This is a genomic window from Nocardioides anomalus, assembly GCF_011046535.1.
Classification (GTDB): domain Bacteria; phylum Actinomycetota; class Actinomycetes; order Propionibacteriales; family Nocardioidaceae; genus Nocardioides; species Nocardioides anomalus.
This window is the reverse complement of sequence record NZ_CP049257.1, coordinates 1,418,874-1,442,765: the sequence shown is the minus strand read 5'-3', so window position 1 is coordinate 1,442,765 and position 23,892 is coordinate 1,418,874. Positions and strand designations below refer to the sequence as shown.

The 23,892-nt window shown below is 72.3% G+C and carries 22 protein-coding genes and 2 pseudogenes; 3 read left to right on the top strand and 21 right to left on the bottom strand.

The window, feature by feature from the left end:
- Positions 1–8 precede the first annotated feature (8 nt).
- From G5V58_RS07360 to G5V58_RS07330, 7 genes are all read right to left on the bottom strand, one after another.
- Positions 9–446 carry a DUF2752 domain-containing protein gene (locus tag G5V58_RS07360; protein ID WP_165230494.1) on the bottom strand — a complete coding sequence of 146 codons (438 nt, stop codon included), beginning with the start codon at positions 444–446 and terminating at the stop codon, positions 9–11.
- Between the two features lie 25 nt (positions 447–471).
- The gene (locus tag G5V58_RS07355) at positions 472–666 is read right to left on the bottom strand and encodes an HGxxPAAW family protein (protein WP_165230491.1); all 195 of its coding nucleotides are present in this window, start codon (positions 664–666) and stop codon (positions 472–474) included.
- A 21-nt stretch (positions 667–687) separates the two neighbouring features.
- Positions 688–1,233: a Trp biosynthesis-associated membrane protein gene (locus tag G5V58_RS07350; RefSeq protein WP_165230488.1), complete on the bottom strand. Its 546-nt coding sequence runs from the start codon at positions 1,231–1,233 to the stop codon at positions 688–690.
- The gene (hisI, locus tag G5V58_RS07345; RefSeq protein ID WP_165230485.1) at positions 1,226–1,573 is read right to left on the bottom strand and encodes a phosphoribosyl-AMP cyclohydrolase; all 348 of its coding nucleotides are present in this window, start codon (positions 1,571–1,573) and stop codon (positions 1,226–1,228) included. Before hisI ends, G5V58_RS07350 begins: the two co-directional genes overlap by 8 nt.
- Before the next feature lie 17 nt (positions 1,574–1,590).
- Positions 1,591–1,983 carry a response regulator gene (locus G5V58_RS07340; RefSeq protein WP_165230482.1) on the bottom strand — a complete coding sequence of 131 codons (393 nt, stop codon included), beginning with the start codon at positions 1,981–1,983 and terminating at the stop codon, positions 1,591–1,593.
- A gap of 164 nt (positions 1,984–2,147) precedes the next feature.
- A complete protein-coding gene (locus G5V58_RS07335; RefSeq protein ID WP_165230479.1) occupies positions 2,148–3,938 on the bottom strand; it encodes an ABC transporter ATP-binding protein in 1,791 nt (596 codons plus the stop codon).
- On the bottom strand, positions 3,935–5,770 hold the full coding sequence (locus G5V58_RS07330) for an ABC transporter ATP-binding protein (protein WP_165230476.1): 1,836 nt from the start codon (positions 5,768–5,770) through the stop codon (positions 3,935–3,937). Before G5V58_RS07330 ends, G5V58_RS07335 begins: the two co-directional genes overlap by 4 nt.
- Before the next feature lie 105 nt (positions 5,771–5,875).
- Between G5V58_RS07330 and G5V58_RS07325 the strand changes: the two genes are divergently transcribed.
- Complete coding sequence (locus G5V58_RS07325) at positions 5,876–6,520, top strand: TIGR03085 family metal-binding protein (protein WP_165230474.1); 645 nt, start codon at positions 5,876–5,878, stop codon at positions 6,518–6,520.
- A 4-nt stretch (positions 6,521–6,524) separates the two neighbouring features.
- Here the strand turns inward: G5V58_RS07325 and G5V58_RS07320 are convergent, their stop codons facing one another.
- The 11 genes and pseudogenes from G5V58_RS07320 to hisD form a co-directional block, all read right to left on the bottom strand.
- Positions 6,525–7,355 (bottom strand): class I SAM-dependent methyltransferase, encoded by an 831-nt coding sequence (locus tag G5V58_RS07320; RefSeq protein ID WP_165230471.1) that lies wholly within the window; start codon positions 7,353–7,355, stop codon positions 6,525–6,527.
- A gap of 123 nt (positions 7,356–7,478) precedes the next feature.
- Positions 7,479–8,705: an Ig-like domain repeat protein gene (locus G5V58_RS26365; RefSeq protein WP_407939747.1), complete on the bottom strand. Its 1,227-nt coding sequence runs from the start codon at positions 8,703–8,705 to the stop codon at positions 7,479–7,481.
- Positions 8,682–8,774 (bottom strand): annotated as a pseudogene (locus G5V58_RS26700) (hypothetical protein); the annotation flags it as partial. The gene G5V58_RS26365 and the pseudogene G5V58_RS26700, both read right to left, overlap by 24 nt.
- Before the next feature lie 163 nt (positions 8,775–8,937).
- A pseudogene (locus tag G5V58_RS26360) lies at positions 8,938–10,293 on the bottom strand (M6 family metalloprotease domain-containing protein); the annotation flags it as partial.
- Positions 10,294–10,613: 320 nt separating this feature from the next.
- The gene (gene hisF, locus G5V58_RS07305) at positions 10,614–11,399 is read right to left on the bottom strand and encodes an imidazole glycerol phosphate synthase subunit HisF (RefSeq protein ID WP_165230463.1); all 786 of its coding nucleotides are present in this window, start codon (positions 11,397–11,399) and stop codon (positions 10,614–10,616) included.
- Complete coding sequence (gene priA, locus G5V58_RS07300; RefSeq protein ID WP_165230460.1) at positions 11,396–12,136, bottom strand: bifunctional 1-(5-phosphoribosyl)-5-((5-phosphoribosylamino)methylideneamino)imidazole-4-carboxamide isomerase/phosphoribosylanthranilate isomerase PriA; 741 nt, start codon at positions 12,134–12,136, stop codon at positions 11,396–11,398. Before priA ends, hisF begins: the two co-directional genes overlap by 4 nt.
- A 4-nt stretch (positions 12,137–12,140) precedes the next feature.
- Positions 12,141–12,473 (bottom strand): hypothetical protein, encoded by a 333-nt coding sequence (locus tag G5V58_RS07295; RefSeq protein WP_165230457.1) that lies wholly within the window; start codon positions 12,471–12,473, stop codon positions 12,141–12,143.
- On the bottom strand, positions 12,470–13,108 hold the full coding sequence (gene hisH, locus G5V58_RS07290; RefSeq protein WP_165230454.1) for an imidazole glycerol phosphate synthase subunit HisH: 639 nt from the start codon (positions 13,106–13,108) through the stop codon (positions 12,470–12,472). Before hisH ends, G5V58_RS07295 begins: the two co-directional genes overlap by 4 nt.
- A gap of 5 nt (positions 13,109–13,113) precedes the next feature.
- Entirely contained in the window at positions 13,114–13,713 is a 600-nt protein-coding gene (gene hisB, locus G5V58_RS07285; RefSeq protein WP_165230451.1) for an imidazoleglycerol-phosphate dehydratase HisB, read from the bottom strand.
- Positions 13,710–14,801 (bottom strand): histidinol-phosphate transaminase, encoded by a 1,092-nt coding sequence (locus G5V58_RS07280; RefSeq protein WP_165230449.1) that lies wholly within the window; start codon positions 14,799–14,801, stop codon positions 13,710–13,712. The genes hisB and G5V58_RS07280 overlap by 4 nt, the downstream gene beginning before the upstream one ends.
- On the bottom strand, positions 14,798–16,090 hold the full coding sequence (hisD, locus tag G5V58_RS07275; protein ID WP_165230446.1) for a histidinol dehydrogenase: 1,293 nt from the start codon (positions 16,088–16,090) through the stop codon (positions 14,798–14,800). The genes G5V58_RS07280 and hisD overlap by 4 nt, the downstream gene beginning before the upstream one ends.
- An 89-nt stretch (positions 16,091–16,179) precedes the next feature.
- Between hisD and G5V58_RS25905 the strand changes: the two genes are divergently transcribed.
- Together G5V58_RS25905 and ybaK are read left to right on the top strand one after the other, a co-directional pair.
- Entirely contained in the window at positions 16,180–16,845 is a 666-nt protein-coding gene (locus tag G5V58_RS25905; RefSeq protein WP_230487153.1) for an LON peptidase substrate-binding domain-containing protein, read from the top strand.
- A gap of 8 nt (positions 16,846–16,853) precedes the next feature.
- Positions 16,854–17,309: a Cys-tRNA(Pro) deacylase gene (gene ybaK, locus G5V58_RS25900; RefSeq protein WP_230487152.1), complete on the top strand. Its 456-nt coding sequence runs from the start codon at positions 16,854–16,856 to the stop codon at positions 17,307–17,309.
- Here the strand turns inward: ybaK and G5V58_RS07265 are convergent.
- From G5V58_RS07265 to dnaE, 3 genes are read right to left on the bottom strand one after another with little or no spacing between them, the layout of a single operon-like run.
- The gene (locus G5V58_RS07265) at positions 17,296–19,080 is read right to left on the bottom strand and encodes a DUF3352 domain-containing protein (RefSeq protein WP_165230443.1); all 1,785 of its coding nucleotides are present in this window, start codon (positions 19,078–19,080) and stop codon (positions 17,296–17,298) included. The genes ybaK and G5V58_RS07265 overlap by 14 nt on opposite strands.
- A gap of 55 nt (positions 19,081–19,135) precedes the next feature.
- A complete protein-coding gene (locus G5V58_RS07260) occupies positions 19,136–19,750 on the bottom strand; it encodes a hypothetical protein (RefSeq protein WP_165230440.1) in 615 nt (204 codons plus the stop codon).
- Positions 19,735–23,235: a DNA polymerase III subunit alpha gene (dnaE, locus tag G5V58_RS07255; protein ID WP_230487334.1), complete on the bottom strand. Its 3,501-nt coding sequence runs from the start codon at positions 23,233–23,235 to the stop codon at positions 19,735–19,737. Before dnaE ends, G5V58_RS07260 begins: the two co-directional genes overlap by 16 nt.
- Positions 23,236–23,892 lie beyond the last annotated feature (657 nt).

The following is a 23,892-nucleotide window of genomic DNA, read 5'->3' as shown; positions in this document are numbered from 1 at the left end:
ACACCGGCTCAGGGCGCCAACCAGGCCCCTGGGCCGGTGTTGCGCATCACGGTGAAGATCACCAGGACCGTGACCAGCGCCCACACGAGGGGCCTCACCCTCGCCCACGGCAGCGACAGCCGCGTGCCCCGCCAGCTGGTGAAGGCCCAGAGGGCGAGCAGCCCCACGGCGACCGGGATCAGCGAGGTCACCACGACGTTGCTGGACAGCGCCGCCCCGACGTCGCCGTTGGTGAGGTCGTTGACCGCCCGCAGGCCTCCGCACCCGGGGCACCAGAAGCCCAGCGCGGCGCTCGGGCAGAAGCCCCAGCTGCCGCTGGTGTGCGGGTCGCGGAAGTGCAGCGCGACGGTCGCGGCGGTGAGCCCGCCGATGGTGGCCAGCGGCACGACCATCCGCCGGGCCCGGGTCTCCTGGGCCGGCGCGGGTCGGGCGTCGAGCGTGGTCACCGCTGTGCCTGCTGACCCGGTGGGGTCAGTGGTCGCCCATCCCGAGGCGATCCATCACCACGAAGACGACGCCGGCGGCCACGACGATGCCGACCCCGACGTAGAAGATCACGTAGCTGACCGGGTCGAGCATCAGCCCGACCCCGCCCACGGTGAAGCCCAGGAGGGCCAACACGACGGCGGTCCAGGCGGCCGGGGTGTTCCCGTGGTGCGCTGACATGCGGGGAAGTCTAGTGGGGGCTCACGCGGTCGGGTCGCGGCCCTGGTCCATGTCCTTCCAGAGGTCGAGGTTCTCCCGCTCCTCCGGGGGCGTGGCCGCCGCGACCGGCTGGTCCGCGGGCGCGTCGTAGCGCCGGCCCATCTCGGGCCAGCGCGGCGTCAGCACCGCCGCGGCCACACCCGCGGCCAGGGCCAGGACGGCCGCGACCGCCGCCACCCAGAACCAGCCCGTGGTCCCGACGCTCCCGCACCCGGCCGTCGGGTCCTCGTCGAAGGCGTCGCGCGCCGTCTGCAGCCCCAGCACCACCGTCGGCGCGAGCCCCACGGCCAGCACGGCGACGAGGAACGACACCGCGCGGCGTACCCGCCCCCGGGTGACGAGCAGCACGCCCCACGCCGCCAGCAGGGCCAGCGCCACCGCGGTCGTCCCGGGCGAGTCCGCGGACCCGCCCACGGGCACGTCGCAGCCGGACGCCCGGGCCCAGGCCTCGTTGCCCGCGACCGCCGCCAGCCCCGCCCCGGCCAGCCCGGCCAGGACCACCGGGCCGAAGGTGCGGCGCTCAGCCATCGGCGAGCAGGACGTCCGCGTCGAAGCAGGTCCGGTCGCCGGTGTGGCAGGCCGCGCCCTCCTGGTCGACGGTCACCAGCAGGGTGTCGCCGTCGCAGTCGAGCCGCACGCCCCTGACCCACTGGCGGTGGCCGGAGGTCTCGCCCTTGACCCAGTACTCCTGGCGGCTGCGGCTCCAGTACGTCGCCCGCCCGGTCGTGAGCGTCCGCGCCAGGGCCTCGTCGTCCATCCAGCCCAGCATCAGCACCTCGCCCGAGCCGGCCTGCTGCACGATCGCCGGCACCAGCCCGTCCGCGGTCCGCTTCAGCCGCGCGGCGATGTCCGGAGCGAGCTCAGTCACTGAGCCATTGTGCCGGGTCAGCCCGCGAGGCGTTCCTCGACGTAGGCCACGATGTTCTTGAGCGGGGTGCCCTTGACCAGGTAGCCGTCGGCGCCGGACTGCAGGACCTGGTCGCTGACCGCGCCGTTGAAGGCGGACAGGACGATGATCTGGGCGTCGGGGACGAGCGCGCGGATGAGCGGGAGGGCCTCCACGCCGTCCATGACCGGCATGGCCAGGTCGAGCAGGACGACGTCGGGGCGCTCGGCGCGGACCAGGTCGACGCCGGCGCGGCCGTCGCCGGCCTCGCCGACGACCTGCATGCCGCTGCGGGTGAGGACGGTGGTGAGGAGGAGGCGGATGTCGCTGGTGTCGTCGATGACGACGACGCGCACCTCGTCCCCGCGCTGGTCCTGGGCGGTGCTGAGCATGGTCGCCTCCCGGCTGCCGGCCGCCCCACGTGGGCCGACCCCAGTCACGGTGCCACCCGATCGGGTGGTTCAGACCGGCCCGGACCCAACTGTGGCCCAGCTGTGCAGCCCGCGGGGCAGCCGTCGGCCGTCCCGTGTACGGGCCGTGGAGAAGTCCACGCAGGTCAGCGACCCTGCTGGGCCACCCAGGAGGCGTGCAGGCCGGCGTAGACGCCGTCGCGATCGCGGAGCAGCTGGGCGTGCGGGCCGCGCTGGACGATGCGGCCGTGGTCGACCACGACGACCTCGTCGGCGGCCTCGGCCGTCGAGAGCCGGTGGGCGATGGTCACCGAGGTGCGCCCGGACATGAGGCGCTCGAGGGCGCGGCCGATGCGCATCTCCAGCTGGGGGTCGACCGCGCTGGTGGCCTCGTCGAGGACGAGCAGGTCGGGGTCGGCCAGGTGGGCGCGCAGCAGGGCCACGAGCTGGCGCTCACCGGCGGACAGCGACTCGCCGCGCTGGCCGACGCGGGTGCCGAGGCCGCCGGGCAGGCCGGCCAGCCAGTCGCCCAGCCCGAGCTCCTCGGCGCTGGCCCGGATCTCGTCCTCGGTGGCGTCGAGCCGGCCGTAGCGGACGTTGGCGGTGATGGTGTCGTCGAAGAGGAAGCCCTCCTGCGGCACCAGCACCACCGAGCGGCGCAGCGAGGCGTCGGCGATGTCGCGCACGTCGACGCCGTCGAGGAGCACCCGGCCCCGCGAGGGGTCCATGAGCCGGGTCAGCAGCTTGGCCACGGTGGACTTGCCCGAGCCGGTCTCGCCGACGACGGCGACCCGGCGACCGGCGGCGATGTCGAGGTCGATGTCCTGCAGGACCAGCGGCCCGCCGGGGTAGGCGAAGGAGACGTCGTCGAAGCGCACGTCGATGGGCCCGCGCGGCAGGGTCTGGCCGTCGGCGCCGGGGTCGACCAGGTCGGCCGGGGTCTCGAGGATGCCGATGACGCGGCGCCAGCCGGCGATGGCGTTCTGGGCGTCGGTGAGGATCTGGGTGCCCATCTGCACCGGCCCGACGAACAGGGTCACCAGGAAGGCGAAGGCCAGCACCGTCCCGACCGACAGGTCACCGGTGAACCCGAGCCAGACGCCGATGATGATGACCCCGGCGTTGGCCAGGCCGGCCGAGACGCCGCCCAGCGAGAACGAGATGACCGTGTAGCGCTGGGCGATGGTCGAGGCGGCCTTGAACTCGTCGATGGCGTGGTCGATGCGCGCCTGGGTGCGGTCCTCGACGGCGTACGAGCGCACCACCGCGGCGCCCACGACCGGCTCGGAGATCGCGGCGAGCATGCCGCCCATCGACTGCCGCACCACGCCGTACGCCGCGGAGAGCTTGCGCTGGAACCACCGGATGGAGAGGAACAGCGGCGCGAAGGCCACCCACACCACCAGGGCCAGCTGCCAGCTGTAGATGACCATCACCACGGTCGCGACCAGCACCTGTCCCACGCTGACCACGAACAGCAGGCCCCCGAAGACCAGGAACTGGCTGACCTGGTCGACGTCGCTGGTCACACGCGAGACCAGGGCGCCGCGGCGCTCGGTGCTCTGGGTCAGCAGCGGCAGGTCGTGCACGTGGCGGAAGGCCTTGACCCGCAGCGTGGCCAGGCCGCGCTCGGAGGTGGTGAAGAGCCGGGTCGTCATGAGGTACGACGCCACGCTGGTCAGGGTGATGGCGACGGCCGCGATCACTCCCATCCAGACGGTGAACGAGACGTCGGGGCCGCTGTCGGCCCCGAGCCCGTGGTCGATCGTCTGCTGCACCACGACGGGCACGACGATCTGGCCGACCGAGGCCACCACCGCGAGCGCGAGCGTGCCGCGGATGCCCTCGGTGAGCTCGGGACTCACCGCGACGCCGCGGCGGATCGTCTCGATCGCCTGGAGCTCCTCGCCGGAGTCGAAGACGGTGCCGCTGCTCACGACGGCTCCCCCGCCAGCTGGTCGAGCGGCTGGCTTCCAGGCCCGTCGTCGGGGTGGTCGGCGTCCTCGTAGGCGTTGACCAGCCGGGCGTACGACGAGGAGCGGGCCAGCAGCTCGGCGTGCGTGCCGCGGTCGACGACCCGGCCGCCCTCGAGGTGCACGACCTCGTCGGCCAGCGCGATGGTCGCCTTGCGGTAGGCGACGACCACCAGGGTCGCGTCGGTCTCGCCCTCGCGCAGCGCGGCCAGGATGCGGGCCTCGACCTCGGGGTCCACCGCGCTGGTGGCGTCGTCGAGGACGAGCAGCCGCGGCCGGCGCACCAGCGCGCGGGCCAGCGAGATGCGCTGGCGCTGCCCGCCGGAGAGCGACGTGCCACGCTCGCCCAGCTTGGTGTCCAGGCCGTGCGCGAGTGCCGCGACGAAGCCGTCGGCCTGGGCCGCACGCAGGGCCGCCCACACCTGCTCGTCGGAGACGTCGGCACCGAGCGTGACGTTGCCGCGGACGTCGTCGTCGAAGAGGAACGCGGTCTGCGGCACCACCGCAGCCACCTCGGCCAGCTCCCCGCGCCCGAGGTCGCGCAGATCGGTGCCGTCGAGCAGGACCCGGCCGCGGTCGGGGTCGACGAGGCGCAGCAGGAGCGCGGTGAGGGTGCTCTTGCCCGACGCGGTGGCCCCGACGACCGCGACGGTGCGGCCGGGCTCGACGGTGAAGTCGACGTCGTCGAGCAGCCGCTGGCCGGGCACGTAGGAGTAGGCGAGGTGCTGGACCTCGAGGCGCGCGCCGCGCGCGGACGGCTCGGGCGCCGGCTGCGCCCCGTACGGCATCTCGCCGGTGGCCTCGACGACCCGGCTGACCCGGCGGAACCCGACCACGCTGCGGGGGAACTCCCCCAGCAGCCAGCCGATGGAGCGGATCGGGAAGCTGACGATGGTGAGCAGGTAGGCGACGGTGATGACGTCGCCGGCCACGGTGCCGCCGTTCAGCACCCGGCTCACGCCGACGGCCAGGACCACGAGCACGCCGATGTTGGGCAGCGCGGCCAGGGTCGGGTCGAACGCCGCGCGGATCCGGCCGGCGCGGACGTTGACGTCGCGCAGCTCGCGGACCTTGGCCTGGAAGCGCGCGGTCTCCTCGTGCTCGCGGCCGAGGGTCTTGACGACCATCGCGCCGTCGAAGGACTCGTGCGCGATCTCGCTGACCTCCGCGCGCAGCTCCTGCGCACGGGTCATGAGCGGCGAGGCCAGCCGCTGGTAGGCCAGGTTGGCCACGATGACGGCCGGGAAGACGAGCAGCCCGACCACGGCCAGCACCACGTCGGCGGCGAACATCTGGCCGACGGCGATGACCATCATGGCCACCGTGCCGACCGCCATCGGCAGCGGCGCGATCGGCCCCCAGGCGGCCTCGACGTCGGAGTTGGCGTTGGACAGCAGCTCGCCGGTCGGGTGGCGCTGGTGCCACTCCATCGGCAGCGACAGGTATTGACGGGTCACGGCGCGACGGGAGTGGGCCTGCATGCGGTACTGCATGATGCCGGCGCCCAGCCGGCGGGCCACGATGCCGACGGCCCGCAGCAGCGCGACGCCGAGGAAAAGGGCCAGGACCGCGAGCAGCATCCCGGCGCCGATCTCACCGTCGTCGAACGCCGGCAGCAGGACGTGGTCGGTCGACCAGCCGAGGACCCACGCGTCGGCCACCGTGAGCAGGCCGAACAGCACGCTGCCGATGGTCGACAGCGTGAAGACCCACGGCTCGCGCTTGATGGCGACCCACAGGACCGCGAAGCCCTCGGCGGTGGTGGCCGCGCGCGAGGACCCGTCCGTCTCGCTCACCTGACCACGCTCTCCTCGTCCGCACCCTGACCCGGTCACAACCCGGCCGTCCCGGCAGGCTATTCCCGACCGGGGACAGTGCACGAACCGGTTACCGTCGCAGACGTGCCCCTGCCCTTCCACCGCCGCGAGCGGCACGCCCTGTGCGACACCGCCCTCGCGCTCGGCCCCGACGCCCCTACGCTGTGCGGCGCCTGGACCGCCCGCGACCTCATCGCGCACCTGCTGGTGCGCGAGGCGCCCGGCCTCGGCGCGGTCGGCATCGCCGTCAAGCCGCTGTCGGGGCTGACCGAGCGGGCGATGGACCGCGCCGCGCGTGCGCCGTACGACGCGATGGTGGCCCGGCTGCGCGACCCCGGGCTGACGCCGTACCGCCTGCCCGGCGTGGAGCGGCTGGTCAACACGGTGGAGTACGTCGTGCACCACGAGGACCTGCGCCGCGCCCAGGACCCGTGGGCGCCGCGGATCCTGCCGCCCGAGGACGACGAGCAGCTGTGGACGCTGGTCCGCGGCGCGGCCCGGCTGAGCAGCCGCCGGCTCCCGGTCCCGGTGGTCGCCGCGCGCACACTGTACGACGACCTGCCGCCCGAGACGGTGACGCTGCGGCGCGGCGACGACCCGGTGGTGGTGAGTGGGCCGACGGTCGAGCTGGCCCTGTTCTTCTCCGGCCGGTCCGAGGTCGCCCGGGTAGAGCTCGAGGGGCCGGACGACGCCGTGGCGAGGGTGCGCGAGGCCGACCTCGGCTTCTGACGCCTCAGGCGGGACGGGTGGCCTGGATCGTGTAGCTGTGCGGCAGCCGCCACGGCCGGTCGCGCAGCCGGTGCTCACCGCCCGGCCGCTCCTCGGTCCAGCCGGGGAACGGGTCCCACGGCACCGAGTCGTGCTCGACCAGCGCGTCCAGCCGCAGGCCCTGCCCGAGGAGCGCGGTCACGATCTCGCCGAGGCCGTGGTTCCACTCGTGGGTCACGGTGTGCTGGAAGGCGTGGTCGGTCTCGACGTACGTCGAGTCGTCGTCGAAGACCATCGGCTCCTCGCGCTCGAAGTACGGCAGCTCGACCCGCAGCGCACCGTCGGCCGGCGGGTCGCCGAGCGCCCACATCATCGGGTGTCCCTCGCGGATGAACAGCCGCCCACCCGGCGCCAGCAGCCGCGCGACGACCTCGGCCCACCGCGCCACCGACGGCAGCCAGCACAGCGCACCGATGCCGGTGAAGACCAGGTCGAAGGCGCCGTTCGGCAGCAGCTCGGCGGCGTCGTACACGTCGGCCTCGACGAACTCGACGCCCGCGCCCAGCTCCTCGCTCAGGGCCCTCGCCTGCGCCACCGACGCCGGGCTGAAGTCGAGCCCGGTCATCCGCGCCCCCAACCGCGCCAGCGAGATCGTGTCGGTGCCGATGTGGCACTGCAGGTGCACGCCCCGCAGCCCCGCGACGTCGCCGAGCAGCGGCAGGTCGAAGCGGACCACGTCGGAGACGTACGCCGGGTCGCGCCGGAAGTCGTCGAGGTTGTAGTCCGGCGACGCGGCGTGCGCCGGCGCCCGCTCGTCCCAGCTGGCGCGGTTCAGGCTGCGGTAGTCGTCGCTCACGCCGCCATCATCGGCGCCGGGCGACCGGGACCGCGAGGGACAGCCGTCCCGGGCGTGCCGGAGCCCGGCACCACGAGGGTGCCGGGCTCCGGTGCTGCCTGTCGTGCTGGTCCAGGGGCGGGGTCAGCGCCTGGACTTGACCGTGACCTTCACCTTGTCGCTGGACGCCGCGAACCCGGTGTCGGGCACGAAGGTGACGACCAGGCGCTTGGTGCCGGTCTTGGTCTGCACGGGCAGCGTGACCTTGACCTTGCCGTCCACGACCTTGCCGGTCACCTTCTTGCCGCCCAGGCTCACGGTGACCGTGCCGGTCGGGGTGAGGCCCGGGGCCGCGACCTTGATCTTGACCTTGACCTTCTGGCCCGTCTTGATCTTCTTGGGCGCCTTGACGGTCGTGGTGGTCGCCGCCGGCTTGACCACGTCGGTCTGCGCCGAGGACACCGAGCCGTTCGCGAGGCCGGCCTTGGCGCCGGTCGCGACGACCGTGACCCGCTTGCCGGCGTCGGCCGGGCGGACCTGGTACGTCGTGCCCGTGGCGCCGGCGACCGGCTGACCGTCGACCTGCCACTGGTAGGTCACCGCCACGCCGCTCTGGGTGAAGACCGGAGCCCCGGCCGTCAGCGTCTGGCCGACGGTCGGCGTGCCCGAGATCGTCGGGGCCTGGCTGGCCGCGACGAACGTCTTGCCGATCCTCAGCTCCATCCGGCCGGTCGACTCGTCGGAGCTGACGACCTGGATCTGCGCTCCGACACCGGCCACCTGCGTCGAGTACCACTTGGTGCGCGCGTCCGTGGCGTCGTAGTAGGCGTTCGGGTCGGTGTCGTTGAACACCGAGATCCCCGGACGCGCGGGGGCGTCGTAGCTCTGCGTGCCGTTGGTGGCGTCCTCACGCTTGAGGCTGAGTGCGTCGGTCTGGTCCACGTCGAAGGTCGCGTCGTAGGCCTGCAGCTTGCTGCCGGCGTACTTCGTGGTGCCCGGCCCGGGGTTGGCGCCGTTCATCCAGTAGCCGTACTTCGCGTTGGCGTCGACCGGGAGGGCCTGGCCACCGCCGGGGTGCGTGATGGTGTTGTTGTCGCTGTAGAGCCCGTTGCGGTACCAGATGAGCAGACCGTCCTGGTAGGGGAAGTGGTCCACCTTGTCCGGGGCGCTGACGGCGTAGTCGAAGTTGTACGGCCCGGTCTTCAGCGTCTTGTCGTAGCCGGTGTACTGCTTGTTCTCGGCGACGTAGTAGCGGGCGTAGGCCTTGTCGTACTTGCCGGCGTTGGTGAGCGAGAAGCCGTCCAGCGTCCACCCGCCGAGGCCACCCTCGAAGTCGCTGACGAGGGTGCCGTTCAGCTTGATGGTGTCCACCGAGAAGCCCACGCCGTGGGTGTTCTCGTCGTTGGTGACACTCCAGCGCATCGTGACCGTCTTCCCGGCGTACGCCGAGAGGTCGGCGGTGAGGTCGACCCACGTGGGGGGTGCAGACGTTCGCGCCGGTGCCCGCGCCCGTGCCGGTGCCCGAGCAGTTGGTGATGCCCTGCCCGAGGTTGGCGCCGTACGGGTTCGTCGTCGTCGACTTCGACGTGGCGACGTTGGTCCACGTCGTGCCGTCCTCGGAGACCTGGAGGTAGGCGTAGTCGAAGTCCTTCTCCAGGTCGTAGCTGACCCGAGCGGACAGCGTGGACGTGCCGGCCGGCACGGCGACCTGGGGGCTCGTCGCGGTGACGACCATGTCGTCGTTCGGCCCCGAGTAGAGGTCGTGCTGTGATCCCGCGTCGGGCGCCATCGCGTTGAGGGTCTGGCTCCCCGGCGGGAGGTTGACGACGACCGCTTGCGCGCCCACGTCGGTGGCGTGCTCGGACGGGCCGAGGACGACCTGCTGGGCCGCCGCGGCGGTGCCGTCGACGGTCTTGAGGTCCTTGCCGGCGATCCAGCCCAGGAACAGCTTGGCGACCGCGTCCATGTGGTTCGGCGTGGTGCCGATGGCGTCCTGGCCGTGGCTGTTCCAGGAGCCCGAGCTCATGAGCGTCCAGAAGGACGTGCCGTTGTCGCCGCCCTGGGTGTCGTAGTAGTCCGGGAGGCCGAGGTCGTGGCCGAACTCGTGGCTGAAGACGCCGAGGCCGCCGTTCTCGGGCTCGGTGGTGTAGTCCCGGATGAAGTAGCCGGTGGTGCCGATCTGGACGCCACCGATCTTGTTCGGGACGCCGCCCACCGTCGGGCCGACGTTCAGGCCCTGGCCGGCCGCCCAGCGGTGGGACCAGATGGCCCACGGGTCGGCGCCCGCCTCCTCGCCCTCACCGGCGTGGATGGCCTGGAAGTGGTCGATGTAGCCGTCCGGCTCGTTGTAGTCGCCGTCGCCGTCGAAGTCGTAGCGGTCCCAGACGTCGAACTTCTTGAGGTAGGCGACGATCTCCGCGTCGGTCTTGCCCGCCGCCTTCTGCGCGTCGTACCAGGCGTTGGCGGTGTCGCCGACGTACTTGGTCATCGAGGCCTGGTCCTCGTCACCGGTGGCCGACTGGTAGTAGGCCTCCGGGTTCGGGACGGTGATCCAGTCCGAGACGTCGCCCTCGAGGTCGAAGCGCCCGTCGGACATCTCCTTGTAGATGTCCTTGAACGACTCGCCGCCCTGGCTGGGCAGACCCTTGAAGAACATGTCGAGGTAGTGCTCGCGGTCGAACGTCGGCACCCAGTAGGTGCTGTTGTCGCTGCGCGCGGGCTCCGGGATGTCACCGGCGACCGGTCCCTCGGTCTCGGTGGGGTACGCCGGGTTGGTCGCGCCGTCGCCGAAGTCGACCAGGAAGGTGAGCAGCTGGGCGGTCTGGTTGACCGGGTAGTCGATGCTCGCCCCCTCGCTGGTCTTGATGGTGCGGTCGGCGCCCTTGCCCTTGAGCGTGGCGTCGCCGGCGACCAGCTGGTCGACGGCCTCCTGGCGCTGCTGGCTGCGCAGCGCGGCCATCGGGTCGAAGCGGTTGTGCGACTGGGCCTTGTCCGGGGCCGAGGCGCTCGGCGCGTCGGTCGTGGCCTTCGGGCCCGGGTCGGCCTGCGCTGAGGGCGCGGCGGTGGCCGCGAGCCCCAGCGTCGCGACCACGGTGGCTGTGCCGGCGATGCCGACGACAGCCCTGTTCGTGCGGGTCACATGTTCCTCCGAGAAGTGACGAGGGATGGGTCGCCCAAGTCACGGCATGTTTCGCCGACGAAATGACCCGAGCGCCCGCAGCCTTGTCGGCGCTCCCGGTCGCTGTCAAGGACACCGAGGGGTGAAAGAAGACCGAACGGTCAGGAAAGTTCCGGATACCGGACCGGGTGTCCGGCCGCGGCCAGGGTGGCCTTCACCTGACCGATGCGCAGCGTGCCGAAGTGGAACACGGTGGCGGCCAGCACGGCGTCCGCGCCGGCGTCGACGGCGGGCGCGAAGTGCTCGAGGTGGCCGGCGCCACCGGAGGCGATGACCGGTACGCCGACCTCGCGGCGGACCGCGCGGACGAGCTCGAGGTCGAAGCCGTCCTGGGTGCCGTCGGCGTCCATGGCGTTGAGGAGGATCTCGCCGGCGCCGAGCTCGGCGGCGCGGTGGGCCCAGGCCACGGCGTCGAGGCCGGCGGACTCGCGGCCGCCGTGGGTGGTGACCTCGAAGCCGGAGTCGGTGCCGACCCCGGGGCCAGCCCTGCGGGCGTCGACCGAGAGGACGAGCACCTGGTTGCCGAAGCGGTCGGCGATCTCGGCCACGAGCTCGGGACGGCGGATGGCGGCGGTGTTGACGGCGACCTTGTCGGCGCCGGCGCGCAGCAGCCGGTCGACGTCCTCGACGCTGGCCACTCCCCCGCCGACGGTGAGCGGGATGAAGACCTCCTCGGCGCAGCGACTGACCACCTCCATGGTGGTGGCCCGGCCCTCGTGGGAGGCGGAGATGTCGAGGAAGGTCAGCTCGTCGGCGCCCTCGGCGTCGTAGGTGCGCGCGAGCTCGACGGGGTCGCCGGCGTCGCGGAGCTCGCGGAAGTTGATGCCCTTGACCACCCGGCCGCCGTCGACGTCGAGGCACGGGATCACGCGTACGGCGAGGCTCACGCGGTGCCCGTCGGTCGGGTCAGCGCGAGGGCGGACTCCAGGCTGAACCGGCCCTCGTAGAGGGCGGTGCCGATGATCGCGCCCTCGACCCCGTCGGCGACCAGCCCCTGGAGGGCCTCGAGGTCGGCGAGCTCGGTGATGCCGCCCGAGGCCACGACGGGACGGTCGGTGGCGGCGCAGACCTCGCGGAGCAGGTCGAGGTTCGGGCCCTGCAGCATGCCGTCCTTGTTGACGTCGGTGACGACGTAGCGCGCGCAGCCCTCGGCGTCGAGCCGGGCCAGCGTCTCGTAGAGGTCGCCGCCCTCCTCGGTCCAGCCGCGCGCGGCCAGGGTGCGGCCGCGCACGTCGAGGCCGACGGCCACGCGGTCGCCGTACGTCGCGATGGCATGTGCGCACCACTCCGGCTGCTCGAGGGCCGCGGTGCCGATGTTGACGCGCCGGCAGCCGGCGGCCATGGCGGCCTCCAGCGAGGCGTCGTCGCGGATGCCGCCGCTCATCTCCACCTGGATGTCCAGGGTGGCGACGATGCGCGCCTGGAGCTCGCGGTTGTGGCCGCGGCCGAAGGCGGCGTCGAGGTCGACGAGGTGGATCCACTCCGCGCCGGCCTCCTGCCAGCGCAGCGCGGCCTCGACCGGGTCGCCGAAGCGCTTCTCGGAGCCGGCCACGCCCTGCACGAGCTGGACGGCCTGGCCGCCGGCGATGTCGACGGCGGGCAGCAGCTCGAGGTACTCGCTCACGGGGTCAGCCCTTCCGGAAGAGGATCATGTGCACGATCGGCGCGCCCAGCACGCTGGCCACGAGGGTCAGGCCGGTGACGTACCAGTCGCGGGTGAAGGCGAAGACGAGCAGGTTGAGCGCGATGAGCACCGCCACCAGGACCCGCAGCTCGCGTGAGCGCTTCTCCGCCAGCACACCGGTCGGCCGACCGGACGGCTGCGTGGGCACCCAGCCGGTCAGTCGCTGCTTGCGCGCGTCCTTGCGCGCTCGGCGCTCGGCCTCGACGGCGCGGGCCGAGGCGGCCGCCGCCTGCTCGGCCTCGCGCACGGCCCGCCGCTGCTGGCGCTCCTTGCTCACAGGCTCTGCACCCAGTTCTGGAGCAGCTGGGCGCCGGCGTCGCCGGACTTCTCGGGGTGGAACTGGGTGGCCCAGAGCGGGCCGTTCTCGACCGCGGCCACGAACCGGTCGCCGCCGTGGTCGGCCCAGGTCACCAGCGGCGGGGTGGTCCGGCCGTTGGTCTCGAGCTCCCAGGACCGCACACCGTAGGAGTGCACGAAGTAGAACCGCTCGTCCGCCACGCCGGCGAACATCCGGGTGCCGGTCGGGACGTCGACGGTGTTCCAGCCCATGTGGGGCACGACGGGCGCCTGCAGCCGCTCGACCACCCCCGGCCACTCGTCGCAGCCCTCGGTCTCGACGCCGTGCTCGACCCCGCGCTCGAAGAGCACCTGCATGCCCACGCAGATGCCGAGCACGGGCCGGCCGCCGGCGAGCCGGCGCCCGATGGCGCGCGGCCCGTCGACGGCGCGCAGGCCGGCCATGCACGCGGCGTACGCCCCCACACCGGGGACCAGGAGCCCGTCGGCGGCCTCGGCGGCGTGCCGGTCACCGGTGAGGGTGACCGTGGCGCCGGCCCGCTCGACCGCGCGGACGGCGGAGCGGAGGTTGCCGGAGCCGTAGTCGAGGACGACGACTGCCTTCTTCTTTGACACAGTCTTCAGAGCGCACCCTTGGTGGAGGGGACGCCGGTCTCGCGGGGGTCGAGCGCGACGGCGTCGCGGAAGGCCCGGGCGAAGGCCTTGAACTGCGTCTCCACGATGTGGTGCGGCTCGCGGCCGGCCAGCACCCGCACGTGCAGGGCGAGGTGGGCGTGGAAGGCCAGGGACTCGAAGACGTGCTGGGTGAGCGAGCCGAGGTAGTCGCCCCCGAGCAGGACGTACTGCTGGCCCTCGGGCTCGCCGGTGTGCACGCAGTAGGGGCGGCCGGAGACGTCGACGACGGCCTGCACCAGCGCCTCGTCGAGCGGGACCGTGGCGTCGCCGAAGCGGCGGATGCCGGCCTTGTCGCCGAGCGCCTGGCGCAGCGCCTGGCCGAGCACGATCGCGGTGTCCTCGACGGTGTGGTGGGCGTCGATGTGGGTGTCGCCCTCGGTCTGCACGACCAGGTCGACCAGCGAGTGCCGGGCGAAGGAGATGAGCATGTGGTCGTAGAAGCCGACCCCGGTCGAGACGTCGTGGCGGCCCGAGCCGTCGAGGTCGACCTCGACGAGCACCTTGGACTCGCTGGTCTGCCGCTCGATGCGGGCGGTCCTGCTCATGCCACTTCCTCCGTCACCTGGCTCAGGGCCAGCTCGAACGTCTTGGTCTCGTCCGGGGTGCCGACCGAGACCCGGAGCCAGCCGTCCGGGCCGGTCTCGCGCACGATCACGCCCCGGTCCAGCAGCCCCTGCCAGACAGCATGACGATCCCGGAACCGGCCGAACAACACGAAATTGGCGTCCGACTCCGCCACCTCGTGGCCCTGCTCGCGCAGCCACCCGACCAGCGCGTCGCGCTCGTCGCGGAGCTCGTCGACCTTGCCCAGCAGCTCGCGCTCGTGGCGCAGGGCGGCCAGCGCGACGGCCTGGGTCACCGCGCTCAGGTGGTAGGGCAGCCGGACCACGCGGATCCCGTCGCACAGGGCCGGGTCGGCGGCGAGGTAGCCCAGCCGCGCGCCGGCCAGCGCGAAGGCCTTGCTCATGGTGCGCGTGACGACCAGGTTGCGGTGCTCGGGCAGCAGCTCGAGCGCGGACGGCACGCCGGCGCGGCGGAACTCGCCGTACGCCTCGTCGACGACCAGCAGACCGTCGGCCGCGGCCTCGCACAGCCCGGCGATGGCGTCGTGCGGCAGCGCGGTCCCCGTCGGGTTGTTGGGGCTGGGCAGCAGCACGACCGCGGGCCGGTGCTCCTCGATGAGCGCGCGGGCGTGGTCGAGGTCGAGCGAGAAGTCCTCCTCGCGGTGGCCGACCACCCACTGCGTGCCCGTGTCGCGGGCGTACTCGGGATACATGGAGTACGTCGGCGCGAAGCTCAGCGCGACCCGCCCCGGTCCGGCGTAGGCCTGGAGCAGCTGGAGCATGACCTCGTTGGAGCCGTTGGCCGCCCACACCTGCGCGGGCGTGATGCCGTGCGGGGTGTCCTTCGACAGGTAGCGCGCCAGGGCCTCGCGGAGTGCGACGAACTCGCGGTCGGGGTAACGGTTGAGCGTGCTCGCCGCCTCGGCCACCGACCGGGCGATGTCCGCGACGCACTCCGGCGAGGGACCGTAGGGGTTCTCGTTGACGTTGAGCTGCACGGGGACGTCCAGCTGCGGGGCGCCGTACGGCTCCAGCCCCCGCAGCTCGTCGCGCAGAGGCGGCCAGGTCACTGGAACCGCACTCTGACCGCGGCGCCGTGGCCGGGCAGGTCCTCGGCCTCGGCCAGCGTGACCACGTGGTCGGCCACCTCGGCCAGCGCCTCGCGGGAGTAGTCCACGACGTGCACCGACTTGGTGAACGCGCGCACCGACAGCCCGGAGGAGTGGCACGCGCAGCCCGCGGTGGGCAGCACGTGGTTGGAGCCGGCGCAGTAGTCGCCCAGCGAGACCGGCGCGTGCGCGCCCACGAAGATCGCGCCCGCGTTGCGGATGCGCGCCGCCACGGCGCTGGCGTCCCGGGTCTGGATCTCCAGGTGCTCCGCGGCGTAGGCGTTGGCCACGTCGACGCCCTGGTCGAGGTCCTCGACGAGGACGAAGCCGGACTGCTGGCCGTCGAGAGCCGTGCGGATCCGCTCGGTGTGCTTGGTGGCCAGGACCTGGCGCTCCAGCTCGACCTCGACGCGGGCCACCAGCTCCTCGCTGTCGGTGACCAGCACGGCCGCGGCGAGCGGGTCGTGCTCGGCCTGGCTGACCAGGTCGGCGGCGACGTACGCCGGGTCCGCGGTCTCGTCGGCCAGCACCAGGATCTCGGTCGGGCCGGCCTCGGAGTCGATGCCGACCTGGCCCTTGAGCAGCCGCTTGGCCGTCACCGTCCAGATCGAGCCCGGCCCGGTGACCAGGTCCACCCGCCGGCACGGGCCGACGCCGTAGGCGAACATCGCGATCGCCTGCGCGCCGCCGACGGCGTACACCTCGTCGACACCGAGCAGCGCGCACGCCGCCAGGATCGTGGGGTGCGGCAGGCCGCCGAACTCCTTCTGCGGGGTGCTGCTCAGCGCGAGGGAGCGCACGCCCGCGGTCAGAGCGGGGACGACGTTCATGAGCACGCTGGAGACCAGCGGCGCGAGGCCGCCGGGCACGTAGAGCCCGACCCGGTCGATCGGCACCTTGCGGTGGGTCACCACCGCGCCCGCGCCCAGCTCGGTGCGCGCGTCCTGCTCCAGCTCGGCCGCGCACGTGGCCCGCAGCCGCCGGATCGACTCCTCCAGCCCGGCCCGGATGTCCGGGTCGACCTCGGCCAGCGACCGCTCGATGGCCTCGGCCGGCACCCGGATGTCGGTCTGCTCCACGCCGTCGTACTGCGCGGACATCTCGGTGATGGCCTCAAGCCCACGGGTGCGGACCGCCTCGCAGATCGCATGCACCGCCGGCACCGCCGCCTCGACGTCGAAGTCGGCGCGCGGGACGACGTCCCGGTAGTCCTCGGGACGCGAGCCGCGCAGGTCGATCCGGCGCATCATGGCTCCGATTCTACGGAGGGGACCGCTCCACCCCCGACTCGTCGCGTCCTGCCGAGACGCAGACCCGGCCCGGGAGTACGTTGGCAGCCGTGAGCACGACGCTGCCGATGTTCCCGCTCAACGCGGTCGTGTTCCCGGGTGTCAGCGTGCCGCTCAACGTCTTCGAGGACCGCTACCGCGCGCTCGTCCACCACCTGCTGCGGGTGGAGGACCCGGCCCAGCGGCTGTTCGGGTCGGTGGGGATCCGCGAGGGCTACGAGGTCGGCGAGCACGGGTCGCAGTCGCTGTTCCGGGTGGGATGCCGGGTGCAGCTGACCGAGGTGGAGTCGCACCCCGACGGGACGTTCTCGATCGTGGCCGTGGGGCTGGACCGGATCCAGCTGGAGCGGCTCGACACCACCGGGACGTTCCCGGTGGGGCAGGTCGTGGACCGGCCCGAGACGGGCGGGTTCGTGGACGCCGACCTGGTCGACGAGGCGCGCGAGACCTTCACCGCCTACCGGGAGGCGCTCTCCGACATCCGCGCCGACCCCTACACGGGCACCTTGCCGAAGGACGCGTCGTACCTCTCCTGGACGCTGGCCGCCTGCGCTCCCCTGCCGCTGCACGAGCGCCAGGCGCTGCTCGAGGCGGAGGACGCCTCGCACCGGCTGCGCATGGTCACCGACCTGCTGCGCTCCGAGCTGCGCGCCATGCAGGTGCTGCCCTCGCTGCCGGCCACCGACGTGGCGCGCACGCGCTGGAGCCCCAACTGACTCCAGCGGTGGTGGCGCTCCGGGCGGCCGGGGTGGCGTTCACGGCGCACGAGTACCACCACGATCCGCGCTCGACCTCGTTCGGGCTCGAGGCGGCCGAGGAGCTCGGACTGGACCCCGACCGGGTCTACAAGACGCTGATGGCGAACGTCGACGGCCGGCTGGCGGTCGCGGTCGTGCCGGTGAGCGCCCGGCTCGACCTCAAGGCCCTGGCCCGGGCGCTGGAGGGGTCCAGGGCGGCCATGGCCGACGTGCGGGACGCCGAGAGGGCCACCGGGTACGTCGCGGGCGGGATCTCGCCGTTCGGCCAGAGGAAGGCACACCCGACCGTCGTCGACGAGAGCGCCGAGCTGTGGGAGACCGTGTACGTCTCGGGCGGACGGCGGGGCCTGGACGTGGAGATCGCCCCGGCCGACCTCGTGGAGGTGACCGGGGCGATCGTGGCCGACATCAGTCGGTCGTGATCCGCACGATGCCGTGGGCGACGTCGTCGTCGACCCAGCTCTCCGCGCCGATCCCCGAGACCGGCTTGATGTTGTCCAGGAGCTCCTGGTCGCCGTCGCCGCTCATCGCGTCCTGGAGGGCGTCCTCGAACTCGTTGACGTTGACGAAGACGATGGCGCTCGCGTCGTCGGCCTCGCGGATGACGTCCTTGAACACGTCGTCGTCCCCGAGCCCGCCGTCCGCGAGGACCTCCCGGCGGAAGTCCTCGTCGGGCCCGACCACGACGGTGTCGCCCTCGGCGTCGGAGCCGAGCACGTAGTCGTCGGGACCGGCCATCTCGCGCAGCTTGTCGAGCACGCCCTCGATCTCGTCGGCGTCGCCCTGGATCTTCAGCGCGACCGGCACGTCCGAGCCGTCCTCGGACTCGAACAGCGCGCTCGGGTCGAAGTCGGAGCCCAGGACCAGCGCAGCCGAGTCACCGGCGAGCGCCTCGGCGTCACCGGGCAGGTCGAGACCGGTCATGTCGGACAGCTCGCCCATCAGCTCGTCGGACGACTCGCTGCCGACGTACGGCGCGATGTAGTCGACCAGGTCGCCGAACCAGCCGTCCGCGAAGCCGACGCCGAGGACGGCGCCGGTGTCGGCCGGCAGGGACTTCACGACGTCGGCCGTGCCGCCGCCGCTGAGCATGCTGAGGGCGGGCACGCTGCTGTCGCCGGCGCTCTCCAGCTCGACCGCGCCGTCGTCGAAGCGGACGGTGATGGCCATGCCCTGGAAGTCGCGCAGCTGCTGCTTGAGGTCGTCGGAGACCGCCGAGCCGGACGGGTCCACGTCGGCGCAGGCGCCGCCGTCGCTGTAGTCGCTGTAGTCGCCGCCGTCGCCCGTCCCGTCGTCGTAGCCGCCGTCGTCCGAGGAGGTCGCCCCGAGGACCAGCCCCTCGGTCACGCCGCAGGCGACCTCGCCGAGCCCGCCCAGGCCGAAGAGGTCGTCGGCGTGGTCGGCGAAGTAGTCGCCGGCCTCCGGCCCGGCGTACATCGACACGACGCCGGGGTCGCCGGCCTCGTCGGTCCAGCGCTGGAAGTCCTCGTCCTCGGCCAGCGAGCCGTCGGCGGTCGCCTTGACCACGTCGTCGGCGATGTCGTCGGTCTCGGCCAGGACGGCCCAGTCGCCGTCCACCTTCCACCCGAGGTCGCCGCCGCCGCAGTCCTTGATCTTGTCGAGACCGGCGTCGGCCTGGTCGGCGTCCTTGACCTGGACGACCACGACGGGGCTCGGCTCGTCCTGACCGAGGTCGACCGCGGCCACGGCGGCCCGGTCGCCGAGCCAGGGCTCGACGTCGTCCTCCCAGTCGAGGCCGTCGCAGCCGGCGCCCTCCTGGATCTTGTCGAACAGCTCCTTGCGCAGGTCGTCGTCGGGGTCGATGCCGACCTTGTCCTTGAACGCCGGGAACTTGTTGAGGGTGCGCAGCGCCTCGATCTTCTGCCCGCCGCTGGGGTCGAGGTCGATGCTGGCGTAGCCCAGCGTCGCCGCGGGCAGCGCCTCGGCCGGCTGCGGACCGGTGGAGAAGAAGCCGTACGCCGCCCAGGCGCCCACCGCGACCGCGCCGAGGCCGACCACGCCGCCGCCCACGAGCAGCCCGCGCTTGAGGCCGCGGCTGCGGCGCGGCTCCGGCGGCACCGGGTCGCCGCCACCGCTCTGCAGGAACTCCGGCGGACCGCTCGGGGGCGGTCCGGGGGGTCCGCTGGGCGGACCCGCCGGCGGGGGCGGCGGGGGTGGGAGCGTGCTCGACATGCGTCCTCCGAGGGAGCCGGGAAGCCGGACAGTTCGCCGGTTCGACGCCGGGAGCCTACCGAGGGGTTCCCTCGCCCAAACCCTGTTCGGGCGAACCCTCGGGGGTCTGTGGACCCTGCGCGGAGCGGCCGCCGGTGAGGGCGTAGACCAGGGCCAGTCCGACCAGCGCCCCGAACGGGAACGCGCCCCGCGGTGGCCACTGGTCGACGCGCAGCGCACCCTGGAGCCGGGTGCCGTCCTTGGCCGTCCTGGCGGCGATCTGCGGGTCCGGCGGGCTGAGGTGGTAGCCGACGACGAGCATGAGGTACGCCGCCAGCACGGACCCGGCGAGGACCGCGACCAGGGTCACCAGCTCGGCGCGGCCGAGGAACCACGCGCACAGCAGGCCGAGGACGAGGCCCGTGGGCGCGGCGACGACGACGTACCACGCGACGCCGGCGAAGTCGTCGCGCAGGCCGTGCTCGTCGGTGTACCACTGGTGGCCGGCGACCAGGCCGCGGGGCGAGTCCCAGAGGTGGTGCCAGAGGTAGCCGGCGCCGAGCCCGGCCACGGCGAACAGCGCGAGGACGACGAGGGCCTGCACGAGCACCACCCGCACCGGACGACGGGCGCGGGCGGGCGGGGCGGCGGGCGGCTCGTGGATCGGGGCGGCGGTCAGCCCGTCAGACATCCCGGGCCCAGCAGCTGCTTGAGGTCGGCGAACAGCGCCGGGCTCGGGGTGACCCGGAGCCGGTCGTCGAGCCGCATGACCGTGGTCTTCTCACGCGTCAAGAGTCGCAGCCGGACCTCGGTGACCCCAGGGTGGGTGCCGAGGACGTCCTTGAGCTGCGAGATCGTCGGCGGGGTGCACCGGGTCGAGGGCAGGCTGATCACGACCGGGCCGCTCGGGCCGTCGGAGATGTCGGGAGCGGTGACCTCCTGGGCGCGCAGCTCGGGCTGCTCCTTGTCGCGCGACAGCGACCCGCGGATGCGCAGGATGCTGTCCTCCATCAGCAGCGTGCTGGCCAGCTGGTAGGTGCTCGGGAACAGCAGCACCTCGATGCCGCCCTCCAGGTCCTCCAGCGTGATGGTGGCCCAGGTGTCGCCGCGCTTGGTGATCTTGCGCTGCACCGAGGTGACCAGTCCGGCGACGGTGACCGTCGAGCCGTGCGGGCGCTCCTCGTCGAGCAGCAGCTGACCCACCGTGCAGTCGGTGCCCTGCGAGAGCACGTGCTCCAGGCCCAGCAGCGGGTGGTCGGAGACGTAGAGCCCGAGCATGTCCCGCTCGTGGCCGAGCAGCGTGGTCTTGTCCCACTCCTCGATCTCCTCGGGGATGGTCACCGAGACCCCGAAGCCCGAGGTGTCGTCGACGCCGCCGAACAGCGAGTCCTGGCCGATCGCCTCGTTGCGCTTGATGTCGACGTACTGGTCGACGGCCTGCTCGTGGATGGCCACCAGCGCGCGCCGCTTGTGCTTCATGTCGTCGAAGGCGCCCGCCTTGACCAGCGACTCGACCACGCGCTTGTTGCAGACCAGCGCGGGGACCTTCTCCAGGAAGTCGTTGAAGTCGACGTAGCGGCCCTTCTCCTGGCGCGCGGCCACGATGCCCTCGACGACGTTGTGGCCGACGTTGCGGATCGCGGTCAGCCCGAAGCGGATGTCGTGGCCGACCGGGGCGAAGTTGGCCTGGGACTCGTTGACGTCGGGCGGGAGCACCTGGATCTTCATCTTGCGGCACTCGTTGAGGTAGATCGCCGACTTGTCCTTGTCGTCCTTGACGCTGGTCAGCAGGGCCGCCATGTACTCGGCCGGGTAGTTGGCCTTGAGGTAGGCGGTCCAGTACGACACGACGCCGTACGCCGCGGAGTGGGCCTTGTTGAAGGCGTAGTCGGAGAAGGGCAGCAGGATCTCCCACAGCGTGGTGATCGCGGCCTGGGAGTAGCCGCGCTCAAGCATGCCCTGCTGGAAGCCGGCGTACTGCTTGTCCAGCTCCTCCTTCTTCTTCTTGCCCATCGCGCGCCGCAGGTTGTCCGCCTGTCCGAGCGAGAAGCCGGCCAGGACCTGCGCGATCTCCATGACCTGCTCTTGGTAGACGATCAGGCCGTAGGTCTCCCCCAGCACCGGCTCGAGCGCCTCGGCCAGCTCGGGGTGGATCGGGTCGATCGGCTCGCGGCCGTTCTTGCGGCGGGCGTACTTGTTGTGCGAGTCCGCGCCCATCGGGCCCGGCCGGTAGAGCGCGCCGACGGCGGAGATGTCGGCGAACTTGTCCGGGCGCATGCTGCGCAGCAGCGCGCGCATCGGCCCGCCGTCGAGCTGGAAGACGCCGAGGGTGTCGCCGCGCGAGAGCAGGTCGTAGGTCGCCTGGTCGTCGAAGGTCAGCTCCTCGAGGACCACCGTCTCGCCGCGGTTGTTGCGGATGTGCTCGAGGGCGTCGTCGAGGACGGTGAGGTTGCGCAGGCCCAGGAAGTCCATCTTGACCAGCCCGAGCGCCTCGCACATCGGGTAGTCGAACTGGGTGATGATCGCGCCGTCCTGCTCGCGCTTCATGATCGGGACGATGTCGATCAGCGGGTCGCTGGACATGATCACGCCGGCCGCGTGCACGCCCCACTGGCGGATCTGGCCCTCGAGGCCGACCGCGGTCTCGTAGATCGTCCGGACGTCGACCTCGTTCTCGTGCAGCTGGCGGAAGTCCTGGCCCTCGCCGTAGCGCTTGTGCTCGCGGTCGAACAGCGCCTTGAGGGGCACGCCCTTGCCCATCACGTCGGCCGGCAGCGCCTTGGTGATCCGGTCGCCCACCGCGAAGCCGTGGTCGAGCACGCGCGCGGCGTCCTTGATGGCCTGCTTGGCCTTGATCCGGCCGAACGTCGCGATCTGGGCGACCCGGTCGGTGCCGTACTTGGCCGAGACGTACTGGATGACCTCGCCGCGCCGGCGCTCGTCGAAGTCGATGTCGAAGTCGGGCATCGAGGGGCGCTCGGGGTTGAGGAAGCGCTCGAAGATCAGGCCGTGCTCGAGCGGGCACAGGTCGGTGATGCGCAGGGCGTACGCCGCGATCGAGCCCGCACCGGACCCGCGGCCCGGGCCCACCCGGATGCCGTTCTCCTTGGACCAGTTGATGAAGTCGGCGACCACGAGGTAGTAGCCGCAGTAGCCCTTGGTCGTGATGACCGCGAGCTCCATCTCGACGCGGTCCTTGACGTCCTGGGTCAGCAGCTCGCCCGGGTAGCGCGCCTCGATCCCGCGCCACACCTCCGCGCGGAACCACGACTCCTCGGTCTCCCCCGCCGGCACGTCCGCGCGCGCCATGTAGCCGCCCGTGGACTCCACGAACTCCACCGAGCACCGCTCGGCGATCTCGAGGGTGTTGTCGCAGGCCTCCGGCATCCCGTGCTTGTCGGCCCACAGCGCCCGCATCTCGGCCGCGGACTTGATGTAGTAGCCGCCGCCGTCGAACTTGAGCCGCTTGGGGTCGGAGATCGTCTTGCCCGAGGCCACGCAGATGAGCGCGTCCTGGGTCGAGGCGTCCTCGGGGTTGTTGTAGTGCGAGTCGTTGGTCGCCACCGGCCGGATGCCCAGCTCCTTGCCGAGCCGCAGCAGGTCCTCGCGGGTGCGCTTCTCGATGCCGATGTCGTGGTCCATCAGCTCGAGGAAGAAGTTGTCCTTGCCGAAGATCTCCTGGAACTCCGCGGCGGACTTGCGCGCCTCGTCGTACTGGCCCAGGCGCAGGCGGGTCTGGATCTCCCCCGACGGGCAGCCGGTCGTGGCGATGAGGCCGGGGGCGTACTGGTTGAGCAGCTCGCGGTCGGCGCGCGGCTTGTAGTAGTAGCCCTCGAGGCTGGACCGGCTGCTCAGCCGGAACAGGTTGTGCATGCCCTCGGTCGTCTCCGACCAGATCGTCATGTGGGTGTAGGCGCCACCGCCGGCGACGTCGTCGCCACCCTCCTCGGCCAGGTCGCCCTTGCCCCACCGCACCCGCTTGCGCTCCGAGCGGTGCACCTGCGGCGCGATGTAGGCCTCGATCCCGATGATCGGGTTGACCCCCGCGCGCTTGGCCTTGGCCCAGAAGTCGTAGGCACCGTGCAGGTTGCCGTGGTCGGTCATCGCGATCGCCGGCATCCCCTGGTCCACCACGCGCTCGAACAGGCCGTCGAGCAGGGAGGCACCGTCGAGCATGGAGTACTCGGTGTGGACGTGCAAGTGGACGAACGAGTCGTTGCTCACGCGGCTGCCTTCCGGACCGTCGTGCGGGCGTGCGGACTACAGGGGGTCGACGGTGAGCCGACGGACCTGGGGGAAGGGGGCCAGCCTACGTCGTCGGGGGACGTGGTGGTGGATGTGGTTCGGGCGGGTCCTTGAGCATGTCGGTGACGGTATTCGAGGGCACCGACAGTGGGTCTTCTGCTGGGTGCTGCGGCTCGTGGCACCGCTGCTCGTTGTGGTGGCCCCCTGTGGGCTGACCCGGCCCCCGCCGGATCCGGTGTTCACCGCCGAAGGCAACCGACGCCGTGTTGCACGCGACTGCTCCCAGCGTGGTTGCGTTGGGTGTGCGTGCCCCACGCCGCGGGTCCAGCCTTCGACGGCGAACCCCGGCCCGGCGGTGGCCGGGTCAGCCCACAGGCGGCCGGGTCCGGCGCGTGGCCGTCGCCTCCGCCTTCACGTGGGTGGGTGGGGCGGCCGCGGGTCAGCTGCTCCGCAGCCGCCCCCGCCGCCCCCGCTTGTAACGCTCAGTTACGGGAACTTCCGACCCCCTGCAACGGGTCGGAACATCCGACAACTGAGCGTTACAAGTTTAGTGGTGACCGCCCGCCCTCGCTTTCCCATCCCGGGGGA

Bases quoted from the DNA above. Each gene is read 5' to 3' on its own strand.
- G5V58_RS07355 (WP_165230491.1), bottom strand. From the start codon at position 666: ATGTCAGCGCACCACGGGAACACCCCGGCCGCCTGGACCGCCGTCGTG.
- G5V58_RS07260 (WP_165230440.1), bottom strand. From the start codon at position 19,750: ATGTCTGACGGGCTGACCGCCGCCCCGATCCACGAGCCGCCCGCCGCC.
- G5V58_RS07340 (WP_165230482.1), bottom strand. From the start codon at position 1,983: ATGCTCAGCACCGCCCAGGACCAGCGCGGGGACGAGGTGCGCGTCGTC.
- hisB (WP_165230451.1), bottom strand. From the start codon at position 13,713: ATGAGCAGGACCGCCCGCATCGAGCGGCAGACCAGCGAGTCCAAGGTG.
- dnaE (WP_230487334.1), bottom strand. From the start codon at position 23,235: ATGCTCGACGGTGCCTCCCTGCTCGACGGCCTGTTCGAGCGCGTGGTG.
- G5V58_RS07265 (WP_165230443.1), bottom strand. From the start codon at position 19,080: ATGTCGAGCACGCTCCCACCCCCGCCGCCCCCGCCGGCGGGTCCGCCC.
- G5V58_RS07350 (WP_165230488.1), bottom strand. From the start codon at position 1,233: ATGGCTGAGCGCCGCACCTTCGGCCCGGTGGTCCTGGCCGGGCTGGCC.
- hisD (WP_165230446.1), bottom strand. From the start codon at position 16,090: ATGATGCGCCGGATCGACCTGCGCGGCTCGCGTCCCGAGGACTACCGG.